Annotated in this window: 17 protein-coding genes; 7 read left to right on the top strand and 10 right to left on the bottom strand. The window is 71.6% G+C overall.

Annotated features, from left to right (window positions below; translation table 11 throughout):
* Positions 1-133: 133 nt before the first annotated feature.
* Positions 134-1,804, bottom strand: coding sequence for a fumarate hydratase (locus tag ACIRDU_RS15635; protein WP_403579258.1), 1,671 nt, complete (start codon positions 1,802-1,804; stop codon positions 134-136).
* 169 nt (positions 1,805-1,973) lie between these two features.
* On the opposite strand from ACIRDU_RS15635, the gene ACIRDU_RS15630 reads away from it, so the two are divergent.
* Together ACIRDU_RS15630 and ACIRDU_RS15625 are read left to right on the top strand one after the other, a co-directional pair.
* Positions 1,974-2,654 carry a DUF1707 domain-containing protein gene (locus tag ACIRDU_RS15630; RefSeq protein ID WP_403579255.1) on the top strand — a complete coding sequence of 227 codons (681 nt, stop codon included), beginning with the start codon at positions 1,974-1,976 and terminating at the stop codon, positions 2,652-2,654.
* 114 nt (positions 2,655-2,768) lie between these two features.
* Positions 2,769-3,146, top strand: a complete 378-nt coding sequence (locus ACIRDU_RS15625) for a WhiB family transcriptional regulator (protein WP_403579253.1) — start codon at positions 2,769-2,771, stop codon at positions 3,144-3,146.
* Between the two features lie 97 nt (positions 3,147-3,243).
* Here the strand turns inward: ACIRDU_RS15625 and glpX are convergent, their stop codons facing one another.
* On the bottom strand, positions 3,244-4,278 hold the full coding sequence (gene glpX, locus ACIRDU_RS15620) for a class II fructose-bisphosphatase (protein ID WP_365094512.1): 1,035 nt from the start codon (positions 4,276-4,278) through the stop codon (positions 3,244-3,246).
* A 126-nt stretch (positions 4,279-4,404) separates the two neighbouring features.
* Here glpX and ACIRDU_RS15615 point away from each other — a divergent pair, with 126 nt between their 5' ends.
* Positions 4,405-4,929, top strand: a complete 525-nt coding sequence (locus tag ACIRDU_RS15615) for a DUF4245 domain-containing protein (RefSeq protein ID WP_403579250.1) — start codon at positions 4,405-4,407, stop codon at positions 4,927-4,929.
* Positions 4,930-4,992: 63 nt separating this feature from the next.
* Here the strand turns inward: ACIRDU_RS15615 and ACIRDU_RS15610 are convergent, their stop codons facing one another.
* From ACIRDU_RS15610 to xseA, 3 genes are all read right to left on the bottom strand, one after another.
* A complete protein-coding gene (locus ACIRDU_RS15610; protein ID WP_403579247.1) occupies positions 4,993-5,583 on the bottom strand; it encodes a malonic semialdehyde reductase in 591 nt (196 codons plus the stop codon).
* 121 nt (positions 5,584-5,704) lie between these two features.
* The gene (locus ACIRDU_RS15605; protein WP_403579244.1) at positions 5,705-5,950 is read right to left on the bottom strand and encodes an exodeoxyribonuclease VII small subunit; all 246 of its coding nucleotides are present in this window, start codon (positions 5,948-5,950) and stop codon (positions 5,705-5,707) included.
* 9 nt (positions 5,951-5,959) lie between these two features.
* Positions 5,960-7,168: an exodeoxyribonuclease VII large subunit gene (gene xseA / locus ACIRDU_RS15600; RefSeq protein ID WP_403579241.1), complete on the bottom strand. Its 1,209-nt coding sequence runs from the start codon at positions 7,166-7,168 to the stop codon at positions 5,960-5,962.
* A 188-nt stretch (positions 7,169-7,356) separates the two neighbouring features.
* On the opposite strand from xseA, the gene ACIRDU_RS15595 reads away from it, so the two are divergent.
* The gene (locus tag ACIRDU_RS15595; RefSeq protein WP_403579239.1) at positions 7,357-8,382 is read left to right on the top strand and encodes a 4-hydroxy-3-methylbut-2-enyl diphosphate reductase; all 1,026 of its coding nucleotides are present in this window, start codon (positions 7,357-7,359) and stop codon (positions 8,380-8,382) included.
* 68 nt (positions 8,383-8,450) lie between these two features.
* Positions 8,451-9,197 carry a polyphosphate--glucose phosphotransferase gene (ppgK, locus tag ACIRDU_RS15590; RefSeq protein WP_403579236.1) on the top strand — a complete coding sequence of 249 codons (747 nt, stop codon included), beginning with the start codon at positions 8,451-8,453 and terminating at the stop codon, positions 9,195-9,197.
* 199 nt (positions 9,198-9,396) lie between these two features.
* On the opposite strand, the gene ACIRDU_RS15585 is transcribed toward ppgK, so the two are convergent.
* Positions 9,397-9,990, bottom strand: a complete 594-nt coding sequence (locus ACIRDU_RS15585) for a DUF6542 domain-containing protein (RefSeq protein ID WP_403579233.1) — start codon at positions 9,988-9,990, stop codon at positions 9,397-9,399.
* Between the two features lie 168 nt (positions 9,991-10,158).
* Between ACIRDU_RS15585 and ychF the strand changes: the two genes are divergently transcribed.
* Entirely contained in the window at positions 10,159-11,247 is a 1,089-nt protein-coding gene (gene ychF / locus ACIRDU_RS15580; RefSeq protein WP_403579230.1) for a redox-regulated ATPase YchF, read from the top strand.
* A gap of 59 nt (positions 11,248-11,306) precedes the next feature.
* Here ychF and ACIRDU_RS15575 read toward each other — a convergent pair whose 3' ends face one another.
* Genes ACIRDU_RS15575 through ACIRDU_RS15560 form a run of 4 tightly spaced genes read right to left on the bottom strand, consistent with a single transcriptional unit; the run spans position 11,307 to position 13,903 of the window.
* Positions 11,307-11,744, bottom strand: coding sequence for a hypothetical protein (locus ACIRDU_RS15575; RefSeq protein ID WP_403579227.1), 438 nt, complete (start codon positions 11,742-11,744; stop codon positions 11,307-11,309).
* Entirely contained in the window at positions 11,732-12,343 is a 612-nt protein-coding gene (locus ACIRDU_RS15570) for a class F sortase (RefSeq protein ID WP_403579224.1), read from the bottom strand. Before ACIRDU_RS15570 ends, ACIRDU_RS15575 begins: the two co-directional genes overlap by 13 nt.
* 28 nt (positions 12,344-12,371) lie before the next feature.
* On the bottom strand, positions 12,372-13,202 hold the full coding sequence (locus ACIRDU_RS15565; RefSeq protein ID WP_403579221.1) for a DUF4397 domain-containing protein: 831 nt from the start codon (positions 13,200-13,202) through the stop codon (positions 12,372-12,374).
* Positions 13,203-13,255: 53 nt separating this feature from the next.
* Complete coding sequence (locus tag ACIRDU_RS15560; protein WP_403579218.1) at positions 13,256-13,903, bottom strand: sigma-70 family RNA polymerase sigma factor; 648 nt, start codon at positions 13,901-13,903, stop codon at positions 13,256-13,258.
* A gap of 161 nt (positions 13,904-14,064) precedes the next feature.
* On the opposite strand from ACIRDU_RS15560, the gene ACIRDU_RS15555 reads away from it, so the two are divergent.
* Positions 14,065-15,168 (top strand): MerR family transcriptional regulator, encoded by a 1,104-nt coding sequence (locus ACIRDU_RS15555; RefSeq protein ID WP_403579215.1) that lies wholly within the window; start codon positions 14,065-14,067, stop codon positions 15,166-15,168.
* The last annotated feature ends 78 nt before the right edge of the window (positions 15,169-15,246 follow it).

Here is a 15,246-nt window from a genome sequence, read left to right as displayed (position 1 = left end):
GGTCGAGCCCCCTGGCCCACCGACGGGGACCCAGGGGCCGAGCCCCCTGCGCGGGGGCGAAGGGGCGGCAGCCCCTGGGGAGGGGACGGGCAGGGGCGGCGGGGGCGGGATCCGGCCCCGCCGCCGCGAGGGGCTACGCCAGGCCCGGTCCCCGGACCGGGATCGACGTGAACGTCGGCTGCGGAGCGGGGTCCTGGAAGAAGTCGTTGCCCTTGTCGTCGACCACGATGAACGCCGGGAAGTCCTCGACCTCGATCTTCCAGACGGCCTCCATGCCGAGCTCCTCGTACTCGACGACCTCGACCTTCTTGATGCAGTCCTGGGCGAGACGGGCGGCCGGGCCGCCGATCGAGCCGAGGTAGAAGCCGCCGTGCGCGTTGCACGCGTCGGTGACCTGCTTGCTGCGGTTGCCCTTGGCCAGCATCACCTTGGAGCCGCCCGCCGCCTGGAACTGCTCGACGTAGGAGTCCATCCGGCCGGCCGTGGTCGGGCCGAAGGAGCCCGAAGCGTAGCCCTCGGGCGTCTTGGCCGGACCGGCGTAGTACACCGGGTGGTCCTTGAGGTACTGCGGCATCTCCTCGCCCGCGTCCAGCCGCTCCTTGATCTTGGCGTGCGCGATGTCGCGGGCCACGACCAGCGGGCCGGTCAGGGACAGGCGGGTCTTCACCGGGTACTTGGTGAGCTCGGCGAGGATCTCGTCCATCGGCTGGTTCAGGTCGATCCTGACGACGTCGGACGACTCGGCGAGGTGCTCGTCCGTCGTGTCCGGCAGGAACCGCGCCGGGTCCGTCTCCAGCTGCTCCAGGAAGACGCCCTCGGCCGTGATCTTCGCGACGGCCTGGCGGTCGGCGGAGCAGGACACGGCGATGGCGACCGGGCAGGACGCGCCGTGCCGCGGCAGGCGCACCACACGTACGTCGTGGCAGAAGTACTTGCCGCCGAACTGCGCGCCGATGCCGATCTTCTGCGTCAGCTCGAAGACCTTCTGCTCCAGCTCCTTGTCCCGGAAGCCGTGCCCGAGCCCGGAGCCCTCGGCCGGGATCTCGTCCAGGTAGTGCGCCGAGGCGTACTTGGCGGTCTTCAGCGCGTACTCGGCGGACGTACCGCCGACCACGATCGCCAGGTGGTACGGCGGGCAGGCCGCCGTGCCCAGCGAACGGATCTTCTCCTCCAGGAACTTCATCATGGAGGACTCGTTCAGGACGGCCTTCGTCTCCTGGTACAGGAACGACTTGTTGGCCGACCCGCCGCCCTTCGCCATGAACAGGAACTTGTAGGCGCCGCCGTCGGCCGCGTACAGCTCGATCTGCGCGGGGAGGTTGGAGCCGGTGTTCTTCTCCTCCCACATGGTGAGCGGAGCCATCTGCGAGTAGCGCAGGTTCAGGTTCTGGTACGCGTCGTAGATGCCGCGGCTCAGCGCCTCCTCGTCGCGGCCGGCCGTCAGCACGTTCTGGCCGCGCTTGCCCATCACGATCGCCGTGCCCGTGTCCTGGCACATCGGCAGCACACCGGCCGCCGCGATGTTCGCGTTCTTCAGCAGGTCCAGCGCCACGAACTTGTCGTTGCCCGACGCCTCGGGGTCGTCGATGATGCGGCGCAGCTGCGCGAGGTGGGCCGGGCGCAGGTAGTGCTGGATGTCGTGGATGGCCTCCTCGGCGAGCTTGCGCAGCGCCTCCGGCTCCACCTGGAGGAAGGTCCGCCCGTCCGGCCCCTCGACCGTGGAGACACCCTCGGTCGTCACCAGCCGGTAGGGGGTGGTGTCCTCTCCCTGGGGGAGCAGATCGGTGTACGCGAACTCAGGCATCTCAGCCCATTCCTCACTCGGCAGACGGCGGCCCGCCTCCATCGGCGGGCGCCAACCAGCGTAGAACCTGCCGCTGACAGCGAGCTTGTGAGGTAAGGCTCAGTTCGTCGCGCACGGCTCATCCCGCCGGGGGCTGTCGCGATCTATCGTGTTTCGGTACGCTGCTGCCGTGGACCTTCAGAAGCAGACCGCGCCCGCCGCCTCCGAGCTCCGCGCCTCCGACGCCGAGCGCGACCGCATCGTCGACATCCTGCACGACGCCCTGGCCGAGGGCCGCCTCACCGCGGACGAGCACGCCGAGCGCGTCGAGGGGGTGCTGCGTGCCAAGACGGTCGGCGAGCTGGAGGTCTTCATCCGGGACCTGCCCGCGGCCCACCGCCAGGGCCCCGCCCACGCCCCGGCCCCCCGGCGCCCCACGGCCGGAGCCATCCCGATCGACCCGGACGACAACGTGGTCGCGGTCTTCAGCGGCGCCGTGCGCAAGGGCCGCTGGCGCGCGGGCCGCCGTATCCATGCGTACGCGATCTTCGGCAGTGTCGAGATAGACCTCAGCGAGGCCCTCTTCGACCACCAGCAGGTCGTCGTCAAGTCGTACGCGATCTTCGGCAGCGTCGACATCCGGGTCCCGGAGAACGTGTCGTTGCGCGGCATGGGCGGCGGCGTCCTCGGCAGCTTCGAGGTGGCCACCCTCGACTCGGGCGACCCGGAGGCCCCCATCGTCTACGTCGACGGCTGGGCCGTCCTGGGCAGCGTCGAGGCGCGGCCCCGGCGCGGCAAGATCGTCGCGGACATCCTGGACCGGGTGCAGCGCAAGGTCGACAAGAGTTTGCGCAAGCACCTGGGTCATTGACAGTCGCGAATCCCCCGTAACCGGCGGTTCGGAACTCAGTGCATAGGCGCGCGCACAGCGGGTAGGCCTTGCTGCATCGTCTCTCGCTCGCGAAGCCGTCGTCAGGAGTAGACCGTGCTGCAACCGCCGCATTCGTCCGCGCAGGTAGCTGCCGTTCCGGCCCCGCGGGTGCCAGCGCGAGACCGGGACCAAGACGCCCCGTGGCACACCGAGGCGGTGTGCCGGCGTGACGAGGCCGGCCTGTTCTTCGCCCCCTCCAAGGAGCCCACCGCCGCAAGGCTCTCCCGGGAGGAAGCGGCGAAGCGGGTCTGCGCCCGCTGCCCGGTGATGGTCGAATGCCGCGAACACGCCCTGCTCCAGCCCGAGCCCTACGGCGTCTGGGGCGGCCTCACCGCCGCGGAACGCCGCGTGGTCCTGGCCCGGCGCCGCCGCCGCGACATGGAACTGAAGAAGGCGGTCCGACCGGCGAACCAGATAGCGGCAGCCGGCTGACGGCCGAGCGACACGACAAGGGCGTCCCCACCGCACCGGGGACGCCCTTTCGTCGTGCCGGCCCGATTCTCCTCGTGCCGGCCTGCTTCGCTTCGGGCTACTTGCCCTTGTCGAAGTCGATCGCGCTGTAGGCACGCAGCTTGCTCAGCCGGTGCTCGGAGTCGATCCGGCGAACCGTGCCCGACCGCGACCGCATCACGATCGAGTCGGTCGTGGCGGTCTCCGCCCGGTAGCGAACCCCCCGCAGCAGCTCCCCGTCGGTGATGCCGGTGGCCACGAAGAACACGTTCTCGCCGGTGACGAGGTCCTCGGTCGTCAGCACCCGGTCGAGGTCATGCCCCGCGTCGATCGCCCGCTGCCGCTCCTCGTCGTCCTTGGGCCACAACTTGCCCTGGATCGTGCCGCCGAGGCACTTCACCGCGCAGGCCGAGATGATCCCCTCCGGCGTACCGCCGATGCCGAGCAGCAGGTCGACGCCCGTGCCCTCGCGCAGCGCCAGGATCGAGCCGGCCACATCGCCGTCGGAGATCAGCCTGATGCGCGCCCCGGTCTCCCGGATCTCCTTGATGATGCCCTCGTGCCGCGGCCGGTCCAGGATCACCACCGTGACGTCCTCCGGCGCGGACCGCTTCGCCTTGGCGACCCGGCGGATGTTCACCGACACCGGGGCGTTGATGTCGACGAAGTCGGCCGCCTCGGGCCCGGTGACGAGCTTGTCCATGTAGAACACGGCGGACGGGTCGAACATGGACCCGCGCTCGGCGGCGGCCAGCACAGCGATCGCGTTGGTCATGCCTTTCGCGGTCAGCGTGGTGCCGTCGATCGGGTCCACGGCGATGTCGCACTCGGGCCCGGTGCCGTCGCCCACGCGCTCCCCGTTGAACAGCATCGGGGCTTCGTCCTTCTCGCCCTCGCCGATGACGACGACGCCGTTCATCGAGACGGTGGAGACGAGGGTGCGCATCGCGCGCACCGCGGCACCGTCGGCGCCGTTCTTGTCGCCCCGCCCGACCCAACGGCCTGCGGCCATCGCCGCGGCCTCGGTGACCCGGACCAGTTCCAGGGCGAGGTTGCGGTCGGGGGCCTCGGAGGGCACATCGAGTTCGGACGGCAAATGATGATGCTCGGTCATCGGAGCGCACCTTTCTGTACGACGACGGCCGGATGAGGGCTTTGTCGCCCGACTCTATCGCCGCGCCCGCAAAATGAGCAGGGGCCCCCACGGATGAGCGCGGCAGGGACCTGCGACGATAGGGGCGTGGCAGGCACGAACGGCAAGCAGAAGACGGCTCGGGACATGATCCTCTCCATGGGAGTCATCGTCCTGGTGGCGGGCTTCATCTACCTCTTCATCCCGCACGACGACAGCGCGCCCGACGTCAAGGCCGTCGACTACCGGGTCGAGCTGCTCACGGCACGCCGCGCCGCCTCGTACCCCGTGGCCGCGCCCCAGGGCCTGCCCGACTCGTGGAAGGCCACCTCCGTCCGCTTCCAGGGGGACGAGTTCGACGCCTGGCACCTCGGCTTCCACGATCCCGAGGGGGAGTACGTGGCGGTCGAGCAGTCCACTCAGCGGCGCCCGGTCTTCCTCGACGAGGCGACGCAGGGCGCTCAGGACACCGGCAGGACCGAGAAGATCGACGGCGAGACCTGGACCCGCTACGAGGGCGGCCGGTACGACGCGCTGGTCCTCGAGGGCACCAAGGGCTCGACGACGGTCGTCACGGGCACCGCGTCGTTCGCGCAGCTGACGAAGATGGCGCAGGCGCTGGAAACGAAGTGAGCGCGCATGAGCAAGGCCCCCGGCGGACGCCGGGGGCCTTGCTCATGTCCGTCGGTCCGTCGGTCAGACGGTCGTGACGACCTGGTCGAACTCCAGGCGCGGGGAGCGCGGGTGCCAGGCGTCCGGGCCGGGGCGGCCGATGTTGACGACCATCAGCGGGGTGTGGTCGTCGTCCAGGAACTCCTTGCGGACACCCTCGAAGTCGAAGCCGGTCATCGGGCCGGCGGCGAGACCGGCGGCGCGGACGCCGACGATGAAGTACGCGGCCTGAAGGGCGGCGTTCATCGCGGCGGCGCTCTCCCGCACGGGGCGCTCGGCGAAGAAGGCGTCCTTGGCCTGCGGGAAAGCCGGGAACAGGTGCGGCAGCTCCTCGTGGAACTCGTTGTCCGCGGAGAGGATCGCCACCAGCGGGGCGCTCGCCGTCTTGGCCCGGTTGCCCTCGGCCATCTGCGCGACCAGGCGCTCGCGGGCCTCCGGGGAGCGGACCAGGGTGATGCGCAGCGGGGTCTGGTTGAACGCGGTCGGACCGTACTTGACCAGGTCGTAGATCGCCTGCACCTGCTCGTCGGTCACCGGCTCGTCGGTGAAGGCGTTGGCGGTACGGGCTTCACGGAACAGGAGGTCCTGGGCGGCGGGGTCAAGAACGAGGGACATGGATGCACTTTCTCGCGTCTGGTCCGGAAGATCGGCTGACGTCTTCGACCGTACGCGAATGAAGTTCAACGTTCAACTAATGTGAGAGTGTCGTATGTCACCCCGAACCGAACGGTCCCGGTCACTCCGCGTCCTCGTCCTCCGCGGCCTCTTCCGCCAGCGCCGCGTCCAGCCGCGCCCGGGCCCCGTCCAGCCAGCGCCGGCACACCTTGGCCAGCTCCTCGCCGCGCTCCCAGAGCGCCAGGGACTCCTCCAGCGTCGTACCGCCCGCCTCCAGGCGCCGGACGACCTCGATCAGCTCGTCCCGCGCCTGCTCGTACCCGAGCGCCTCGCTCATGCCCGGTGTCTCATCAACCTCGCTGGTCATCCACCCACCCTATGTGTCCACTCGTACGGAGAACTCACCCTCGGAGACCCGCGCGCGCAGGGCCTCTCCGGCCGTCACCTCGCCCGGGTCACGGACGGCGTGCCCGTCCGCCCTCTGCAGCACGGCGTACCCGCGCTTCAGGGTCGCGGCGGGGGAGAGGGCCACCACGCGCGCGTGCGTGTGCGTCAGCTCCGAGTCGGCCCGGTCGAGCTGGTGCCGCAGACAGCGCCGGCCCCGGTCGAGCAGGTCCGCCACCTGGTCGGCGCGCTCGTCGATCATCCGGTGCGGGTCCTCTATCGACGGCCGCGCGAGCGCGTGGGCCAGCCCGCGCTCCTCCCGCTCCACCAGCGCCGCCACGCACCGCCGCGCCCGGTCCCGCAGCTGCCGCACCCGCTCGTACTCCTCGCCGACGTCCGGTACGACCTTCTTCGCGGCGTCGGTCGGGGTGGAGGCGCGCAGGTCGGCGACGTGGTCCAGCAGCGGGTTGTCCGGCTCGTGCCCGATGGCGGACACCACGGGAGTACGGCACTGCGCGACCGTCCGGATCAGCTGCTCGTCGGAGAACGGCAGCAAATCCTCCACGCTGCCGCCGCCCCGGGCGACGATGATCACGTCCACGTCGTCGATCGCGTCGAGCTCCTTCACGGCCTGCACGACCTGGGGCACGGCGTGCACGCCCTGCACGGCGACGTTGCGCACCTCGAAGCGGACGGCGGGCCAGCGGTGCCGGGCGTTCTCCAGGACGTCCCGCTCGGCGGCCGAGGCCCGTCCGCAGACCAGCCCGACCAGCTGCGGCAGGAAGGGCAGCGGCTTCTTGCGCTCCGGCGCGAACAGCCCCTCCCGCGCGAGGGCCTTCTTCAGCTGCTCCAGGCGCGCGAGCAGTTCACCGACGCCGACGGGCCGTATCTCGGCGGCCCGCAGCGACAGCTGCCCCCGCGGGGCGTACCACTCGGGCTTCGCGAGGACGACGACCCGGGCGCCCTCGCTCACCACGTCCGCGACGGCGTCGAACACCTGCCGGTAGCAGGTGACGCTGACGGAGATGTCGTACGACGGGTCCCGCAGCGTCAGGAACACCACACCCGCGCCCGGCCGCCGCGACAACTGCGTGATCTGCCCCTCGACCCACACCGCCCCGAGCCGGTCGATCCAGCCCCCGATGAGCCGCGACACCTCACCGACGGGCAACGGGGCTTCCGGAGTCGTGTTCACAGCCATGCCCGCGAGAGTAGTGGCCACCGCCGACAACACGGCCCACCCGGTGGCCGACGCGACATCCCACAGGCCGGATCACGGCAGGGACGACACGGGCCCGCTGTCCGGCGACCCCACTGGCGTCGGGCATGTCAGTCTTCCCGGGTACTCCACACGCACGCGATCTTCGACCCCCCGAACGCGGCCTTACGATGGGACGCATGTCTGCTTCGCCTGGCCGCCGTGTCCTGCTCGCCGCCCCCCGTGGCTACTGCGCGGGTGTGGACCGCGCCGTGATCGCCGTCGAGAAAGCCCTGGAGCAGTACGGCGCTCCGGTGTACGTCCGCCACGAGATCGTCCACAACAAGTACGTCGTACAGACCCTGGAGAAGAAGGGCGCGATCTTCGTCGAGCGGACGGAGGAGGTCCCCCCGGGCAACATCGTGATGTTCTCGGCGCACGGGGTCGCCCCCGTCGTCCACCAGGAGGCCGAGCGCGGCCGCCTCGCCACCATCGACGCCACGTGCCCGCTGGTCACCAAGGTCCACAAGGAAGCCGTCCGCTTCGCGAACGAGGACTACGACATCCTCCTGATCGGCCACGAGGGCCACGAGGAGGTCATCGGCACCTCCGGCGAGGCCCCCGACCACATCCAGCTCGTCGACGGCCCGGGCGATGTGGCGAAGGTCGAGGTCCGCGACCCGTCCAAGGTCGTCTGGCTCTCCCAGACCACGCTGTCCGTCGACGAGACCATGGAGACCGTCGACGCCCTGAAGGACAAGTTCCCGCAGCTCATCTCCCCGCCCAGCGACGACATCTGCTACGCCACGCAGAACCGCCAGCTGGCCGTGAAGCAGATGGGCGCCGAGTCGGACCTGGTCATCGTGGTCGGCTCGCGCAACTCCTCCAACTCCAAGCGGCTCGTCGAGGTCGCCAAGATCGCGGGCGCCCGCGAGGCCTACCTCGTGGACTTCGCCGACGAGATCGACGAGGCCTGGCTGGAGGGCGTGACCACGGTCGGCGTCACCTCGGGCGCCTCCGTCCCGGAGGTCCTGGTCGAGCAGGTCCTGGAGTGGCTGTCCCAGCGCGGCTTCGAGGACGTCGAGATCGTCAAGGCGGCCGAGGAGTCCATCACCTTCTCCCTGCCGAAGGAGCTGCGCCGCGACCTGCGCGAGGAGGCCGCGGCCCTGGCCGCCGAGCGCGGCGGCGCCGGGTCCGGTGAACATTCCGGGGAGTGATCGGGGACAGGCCGGGCAGCACCGCTGTCCGGCCTGTGACTATCAGTCGTTCGTCGTAACGTAGGGCCATGCAGATCTTCGGAGTGGACATCGGCGGATCCGGGATCAAGGGTGCCCCGGTGGACCTGGACAAGGGCGACCTGGCGCAGGAGCGCCACAAGGTCCTCACCCCCCACCCGGCCACGCCCGACGCGGTGGCCGACGGCGTCAAGCAGGTCGTCGACCACTTCGGCTGGACGGGCCCGGTCGGGGTCACGTTCCCGGGCGTGGTCACCGACGGAGCCACGATCCGCACGGCGGCGAACGTCGACGACAGCTGGATCGACACCGACGCCCGGGCGATGCTCGGCGAGCGCCTGGGCGGACTGCCGGTGACGGTGGTCAACGACGCGGACGCGGCGGGCGTCGCCGAGATGCACTTCGGCGCGGGCCAGGGCCGCCGGGGCACGGTGATCCTGCTGACTCTCGGCACCGGCATCGGCAGCGCGCTCTTCGTCGACGGCGTCCTCGTCCCCAACACCGAGCTGGGCCACCTGGAGCTCGACGGGCACGACGCGGAGAAGCGGGCCTCCAGCAAGGCCCGCGAGGACCACGACATGACGTGGGAGCACTGGGCGGCGCACCGCGTGCGCAAGTACCTCGCCCATGTCGAGATGCTGTTCTCGCCGGAGCTGTTCATCATCGGCGGCGGCGTCAGCCGCAAGTCCCACAAGTTCCTGCCCCACATCGAGGGCATCAAGGCGGAGATCGTCCCGGCGCAGTTGCAGAACAACGCGGGGATCGTGGGCGCGGCCATGCGGGCGGCCGGACGCTAGGGGGTGTCCGCAAAGTCCCGCCTGCCCCGCGACGCCCGGCACGCACTTTCGCCGCACCGGGCGAACACCCAAGTACAACCAGTACGCGGGTGCCCGCCCGGCACGCCGAGAGCACGCACCGAACGCCGCGGGGCCCGCCCTCCGGGCGAACGACGCGACTTTGCGGACACCCCCTAGGGCCGCTCCGCAGGGAGACCTGTCACACCGGCGGCCGGGCCCCGGCCGTCCGCCGCCGGTGTACCAGCCGGATCCGCCGGACGATCACGATCAGCCCGGCGGCCAGCGTCCCTCCGTAGAGCCAGCCGGCCTGCGTGGCGAGCGCCGTGACCAGGCCCATCAGCCTGCCGCCGGCCCCTCCCTCGCCGTCGGCCACCGGCAGCAGCCCCACGGCGAACGCGATCGGCACCACGACGGGCGCGGTCATCAGGTCCCCCCGGCGCACCCAGAGGGCGGTCAGCACGCACACCGGCAGGAACAACACGCCGTACGCCGTCAAGGACGCCCCGAACAGCGCGGCGCAGAGCGCGCCGAGCAGGAACATCACCACCGCGCAGAACAGCCCGCTGCCCAGGCCGGTCAGCCGGGGGTTCGGCAGCCGTCCGGCGGCGGGTGCCGGTGCGGGCGCGGGCCGTCGTACCGGAGCCGGGCGGCGCCGCGGTCCGGGCGGCGCGGCCGCGCGCACGGGCTCGCCCCCCGCTCCCCGTCCCGCCTGGGACGGTAGGGGTTGCCGGGGCGGCCCGGGCCGGTCCCGTCGCGGCCCGTACCGGGGAGATCGCGTCCTGTGTTGCTCCACCGCACCAACTTAGGTCGTTCTATATGCCGAATGGCCCGTCAGACACGCCGTCGGCCGCGGCTTGGCCAAGCGTTCGATACGTCGCCGGGACGGTTCCGGACACGCCGTAGACTGGTGGATCGGCCGGTCCCCTGGCCCTCTGGCCCTCCACTCACGGGAAGTCGCAACGTGTCGCTCACGATCGGAATCGTCGGTCTGCCGAATGTCGGCAAGTCGACCCTGTTCAACGCCCTGACCAAGAACGACGTGCTGGCGGCCAACTACCCGTTCGCCACGATCGAGCCGAACGTCGGCGTGGTCGGCGTGCCCGACCCCCGGCTGACGAAACTGGCGGAGATCTTCTCCTCCCAGCGGGTCCTTCCGGCCACCGTCGACTTCGTCGACATCGCGGGCATCGTCCGCGGCGCCTCCGAGGGCGAGGGCCTGGGCAACAAGTTCCTCGCGAACATCCGCGAGTCGGACGCGATCTGCCAGGTCATCCGCGCCTTCAAGGACGAGAACGTCGTGCACGTCGACGGCAAGGTCTCGCCGAAGGACGACATCGAGACGATCAACACCGAGCTGATCCTCGCGGACCTCCAGACCATCGAGAAGGTCCTGCCGCGCCTCCAGAAGGAGTCGCGCATCAAGAAGGACATCGCGCCGAAGGTCAAGGCCGTCGAGGAGGCCAAGGAGATCCTGGAGAAGGGCGACACGCTCTTCGCGCACGGCCTCGTCCAGGGCAGCGAGCGCGCGGAGCTCCTGCACGACCTGCACCTGCTCACCACCAAGCCGTTCCTCTACGTCTTCAACGTCGACGAGGACGAGCTGACCGACGAGGACTTCAAGAACGAGCAGCGGGCCCTGGTCGCCCCCGCCGAGGCGATCTTCCTCAACGCCAAGCTGGAGGCGGACCTCGCCGAGCTCGACGAGGACGAGGCGCTGGAGCTCCTCCAGTCCGTCGGCCAGGAGGAGCCGGGCCTGGCGACCCTGGCCCACGTCGGCTTCCGCACGCTCGGGCTCCAGACGTACCTGACCGCCGGCCCCAAGGAATCCCGCGCCTGGACCATCAAGAAGGGCGCCACCGCTCCCGAGGCCGCCGGTGTCATCCACACGGACTTCCAGAAGGGCTTCATCAAGGCGGAGGTCATCTCCTTCGACGACCTGGTGGAGACGGGCTCGGTCGCGGAGGCCCGCGCGAAGGGGAAGGCCCGCATGGAGGGCAAGGAGTACGTCATGCAGGACGGGGATGTGGTGGAGTTCCGCTTCAACGTGTAGCGGGTGAGGGCGGCCGTGCTGCGGATCGGCCTCGCCAAGCTGAGCGCGACGGAACCGCGCTACGGATGGTTCGCGTTCGCGGGCGACTCCGGGGGAGGCCGTCCGCGGCGCCCCGTGGACGTACGCGCCTTCGCGAGCTTCGAGTGCTCATGCCGGAGGCGGCGGGTGGCGGCGATGCCGGTGGCCGCGGCGAGAGCGAGCAGGGCGAGGAGCAGTGCTCGCCTTTCTCGGTCCGGGATGCGTGGGGGCGGTCGGGGGTGGTCCGTCTCGCGGGAGAGGTCCCGCGTGATCCGCTGCCAGACGCGTTCCGGGGGTGCCGTCGGCAGGTCCACCAGCTGTGCCGTGCGGGCCGCCGTGACCACGCGGGTCATCATGCGGAGGTCGTCGCGGCAGCGGTCGCACAGTTCGACGTGACGCAGGGCCTCGGCGTCGGCGTCGGTCGGGGCGGCGTTGCGCAGCGCCAGTTCCACCAGGTGCGCGGGCTCTACGTGGGCCACTGCGCCCTCCCGGACTCCACGGGCTCCGCCGTGACGACGAGGTTGGACAGGTAGCCGCCCCGCTCGGGGACGAACGGGGGCGCGCAGGTGATGAGCGTGAGGACGGGGGCGCCGGAGCGGCGGAACACCGAGGGGGGCAGGTCTTCCTTCGGCACGGTGACGCGTGAGACGACGCGGTAACGCACCGGTTCCGCCCCTGCCCGTCGCACCTCGACGCGGTCTCCGCGCCGCACGTCGTAAAGCGCGGCGAATTCACCGATGGCGCCGGTGTCGCTGTCGACATGTCCGACGAGCACCGCCGAACCCCGGGCGCTGCCCGGCGCCGGGCCGTGGCGGTACCACCCGGCCTTGGACGGCTCGTCGGGGACCGCCATGTCCCCCCGGTCCGTCACGCCGACCGGACCGACCCGGGCGTCGAGGCCCACGTCCGGCAGCAGGACGCGCCGGGGCGGCGGGCCCTGCGCCGTGCGCGGCGTCGCCTGCGCCGCCGCGGCGGCCGTAGGGCCGGAGGGCCCGGCCGCGAGGTCGGGGGGAGGCGCGGCCGGTTGCGACGGCCGGTCCGGAAAACCGAGGACGGCTGCCAGAGCGGCAGCCGCCACGATCGGTCCCGTCAGCCGTCGCGTGCCCTCAGCCACGCCGGCCGGCGGCCCGGCGGGCCACCAGCACGCCGCCCGTCACCGCGACCGCTCCGGCCGCCGCGACCCAGGCCGGCCCCAGGTCGGAGGAGTTCGGGGCGACGGCGGCGCCGGTGCCGCCCGCGGGGACGCCGCGGGGCGAGGACGCCATGCCGCTGAACGTCTGGGTCGCCAGGGCCAGGTTCTTGTCCTCGGCGCTGCCCCAGGCGTAGACGACGTTGCCGGTGCCTTCGGCGAGCTTCAGGTCGGCCGGGCCGAAGGCCACGGTGTCCGTGCCGGCCAGCACCACATCGGTGTTGAGGGTGCCGGCGTCGACCTCGGCGGTGTCCTCCTTCGGGTTGGTCAGGTTGCTGAAGACCGGCTGTCCTCCGGCCCGGACGTCGACGGCGGGTGCCGCCGCGACATGGCGGACCGTCAGGCGGGCCTGGCCGGCGTCGACCTGGGAGACGTCGTTGGTGAAGGCCGTCAACTGCGGTGTGCCGTCGGCCGAGAGGTGGGCGGCGACCGTGGCGTTCGCGCCCTCGGGCACCTCGATCTTCTTCTCGAGGGCCGGAGTGCCGCCGGGGTCCTTGCCCGCTTCGAAGATCTGTATGTCGTAGGTTCCGGCGTCGAGGGACTGGGAGTCCGTCACCGTGCCGGGCTTGAAGTCGCCGATCAGTTCGTCGCCGTTGGCGTACACGTCCACGGTCATGCCGGGAATGCCGTGGAAGACGGACACCATGGCCTTGTCCTGCTGGCCGGCCAGGGCGGGCGCGGAAACGCCGAGGGCCAGAGCGCAGGCACCGGCCGAGGCGGCGAGGGCGATGCGGGTGTGGGAGGTCATGGGGATCATCCCTTCGAACGGGTCTCCGTACGGTGCGGAGTCTCGGTCCTGTTTCAGGGGCGGGGGCCGTCGTGGATGCGGTCACGGCGGCACCGCCGGAGGTCCGTGCCGGGGACCGGGGGCTGCTCGAGCACCATGCGCAGCCGGTGCAGGCCGCGGCGGGCGTGGCTCTTGACGGTGCCCAGGGGCATGCCGGTCCGGTCCGCGATCTGCGCCTGGGTCAGGTCTTCGTAGAAGGCCATGCACAGCACTTCCCGCTGATGGCGTGGCAGCTGGGCCAGGGCGTCGATGAGCAGGACCCGGTCCAGGACACGGTCCGGGGCCGTCTCGTCGGGCCCGGTGGTGTCCGCGTCGCGGCCGGCCGAGTCGATGAGGGTCAGACGCCTCGTCCTGGCCGCCAGCGCGTCGACGATCTTCCGGCGGGTGATGCCGACCAGCCAGGCGCCGAGCGGACCCCGTTCGGGGCGGAATCCGGCCCGGCCGTGCCAGGCGCCGAGGAAGACCTGCTGGGTCACGTCCTCCGCCTCGTAGGTGTCGCCGAGCAGTCGGGTGGCCATGGTGTGGACGAGTGAGCCCCATCGCCGGTAGATCGCGGCGAACGCCTCCTCGTCGGCGGCGACGAGGCCACGGGCCAGCTCCTCCTCGTACCGCGTTTCCTCCGTGGGCGCGGTGGGGGCGGTGAGTCGTGTGTTCGTGATCATGGCCTGGTTCCTCCTGCAGTGCGTCGTGCGGGGACGGAGGGCCGTCTGCCGAACCGCACCGGTCGCGCCGTGACGGCCGCGACCATGCGCTCGAAGCCAGTGTTCGGTGCACAAACGACGCATCTCAACATGCGTCGTTTGTGCGTCGTACAGTCGGAGGTATGGGTGTACACGAACGGGACGGCGAGGGCCGCGGACGCGAGGGCGCGCCGCTCGGTGGCGGGCTGACCACCGGGGAGGTGGCCAGGCGGCTGGGGGTGGCACCCACCACGGTCCGTACGTGGGACCGGCGCTACGGCCTCGGCCCCGACGCGCACACCGGTGGCCGGCACCGGCGGTGGACCCCTGCCGACGTGGCACGGCTGGAGCGGATGTGCGCCCTGACGGCGACCGGGATACCGCCCGCCGAGGCGGCGCGCACGGTGCTCGGCGAAGCGACACCGGAGGCGGCCCCGGCCGGGCCGGCCGCCCAGGCGCTCCCGGAGTCGGCCCGGGCGGGGCGGACTGCCCAAGCGCCCCCGGAGACGCCATCGGCGACGGCCCCGGGCCGGCGGGCCGCCGACGCGGCACCGCGACCGGCCGCCCGCGCACGCGCCCGCAGCCGGGCGGGCAGCGGGCTGCGCCTCGGTGATGTGCGTCAGGAATGCAAGGGCATCGCCCGTGCCGCTCTGCGCCTGGACGCGGCCGCCCTGGACGAGCTGCTCGAGGCCGCGATCGACGAGCACGGACTGGTCGCCGCCTGGACCGAGGTCATCATGCCGACCCTCCAGGCGGTCGGCCGCAAATGGGAGAGCTCGGGGGAGAAGTACGTCGAGGTCGAGCACTTCCTGTCCTGGCACGTCTCCGGCGCGCTGCGGCGCGGCGCCCCGCCCGCGGCCGCCGACCGCCCGGGCGCCACCACGGTGCTCGCCTGCGTGCCGGGGGAGAACCACACCCTGCCCCTGGAGGTGCTGGCCGCCGCGCTCGCCGAACGCGGTCTGCCGGTGCGGATGTTCGGCGGCGCCCTGCCCGTGGAGTCGCTCGTCACGGCCGTACGCAGAACCGGACCGGCGGCGGTGGGGCTGTGGGCGCAGTCCAGGACGACCGCCAGCCGGCCGCTCGCCCAGCACGTGGCCGCGATGGAGTGGGGAGTGCGGGGTGCCCGCCGCAAGCCGGTCGTCCTGACGATCGGGCCCGGCTGGGCCGGCCGGTCCGTCACCGGCCTGCCACGTCCGACGGGGCTGGCCGAGGCCGTCGCGGTTCTGGAGTCGGTCGTGTCGCGCTAGGGGGTGTCCGCAAAGTCCCGCCTGCCCCGCGACGCCCGGCACGCACTCTCGCCGCACCGGGCGAACACCCAAGTACAA

The organism is Streptomyces sp. NPDC093598 (genome assembly GCF_044764825.1).
GTDB lineage: Bacteria > Actinomycetota > Actinomycetes > Streptomycetales > Streptomycetaceae > Streptomyces.
The sequence above is the reverse complement of the archived record's forward strand: the minus strand, read 5'-3'. Positions and strand labels throughout refer to the sequence as shown.

Bases quoted from the DNA above. Each gene is read 5' to 3' on its own strand.
- ACIRDU_RS15635 (WP_403579258.1), bottom strand. From the start codon at position 1,804: ATGCCTGAGTTCGCGTACACCGATCTGCTCCCCCAGGGAGAGGACACC.
- glpX (WP_365094512.1), bottom strand. From the start codon at position 4,278: ATGACCGAGCATCATCATTTGCCGTCCGAACTCGATGTGCCCTCCGAG.
- ACIRDU_RS15610 (WP_403579247.1), bottom strand. From the start codon at position 5,583: ATGTCCCTCGTTCTTGACCCCGCCGCCCAGGACCTCCTGTTCCGTGAA.
- ACIRDU_RS15605 (WP_403579244.1), bottom strand. From the start codon at position 5,950: ATGACCAGCGAGGTTGATGAGACACCGGGCATGAGCGAGGCGCTCGGG.
- xseA (WP_403579241.1), bottom strand. From the start codon at position 7,168: ATGGCTGTGAACACGACTCCGGAAGCCCCGTTGCCCGTCGGTGAGGTG.
- ACIRDU_RS15595 (WP_403579239.1), top strand. From the start codon at position 7,357: ATGGGACGCATGTCTGCTTCGCCTGGCCGCCGTGTCCTGCTCGCCGCC.
- ppgK (WP_403579236.1), top strand. From the start codon at position 8,451: ATGCAGATCTTCGGAGTGGACATCGGCGGATCCGGGATCAAGGGTGCC.
- ACIRDU_RS15565 (WP_403579221.1), bottom strand. From the start codon at position 13,202: ATGACCTCCCACACCCGCATCGCCCTCGCCGCCTCGGCCGGTGCCTGC.
- ACIRDU_RS15560 (WP_403579218.1), bottom strand. From the start codon at position 13,903: ATGATCACGAACACACGACTCACCGCCCCCACCGCGCCCACGGAGGAA.
- ACIRDU_RS15555 (WP_403579215.1), top strand. From the start codon at position 14,065: ATGGGTGTACACGAACGGGACGGCGAGGGCCGCGGACGCGAGGGCGCG.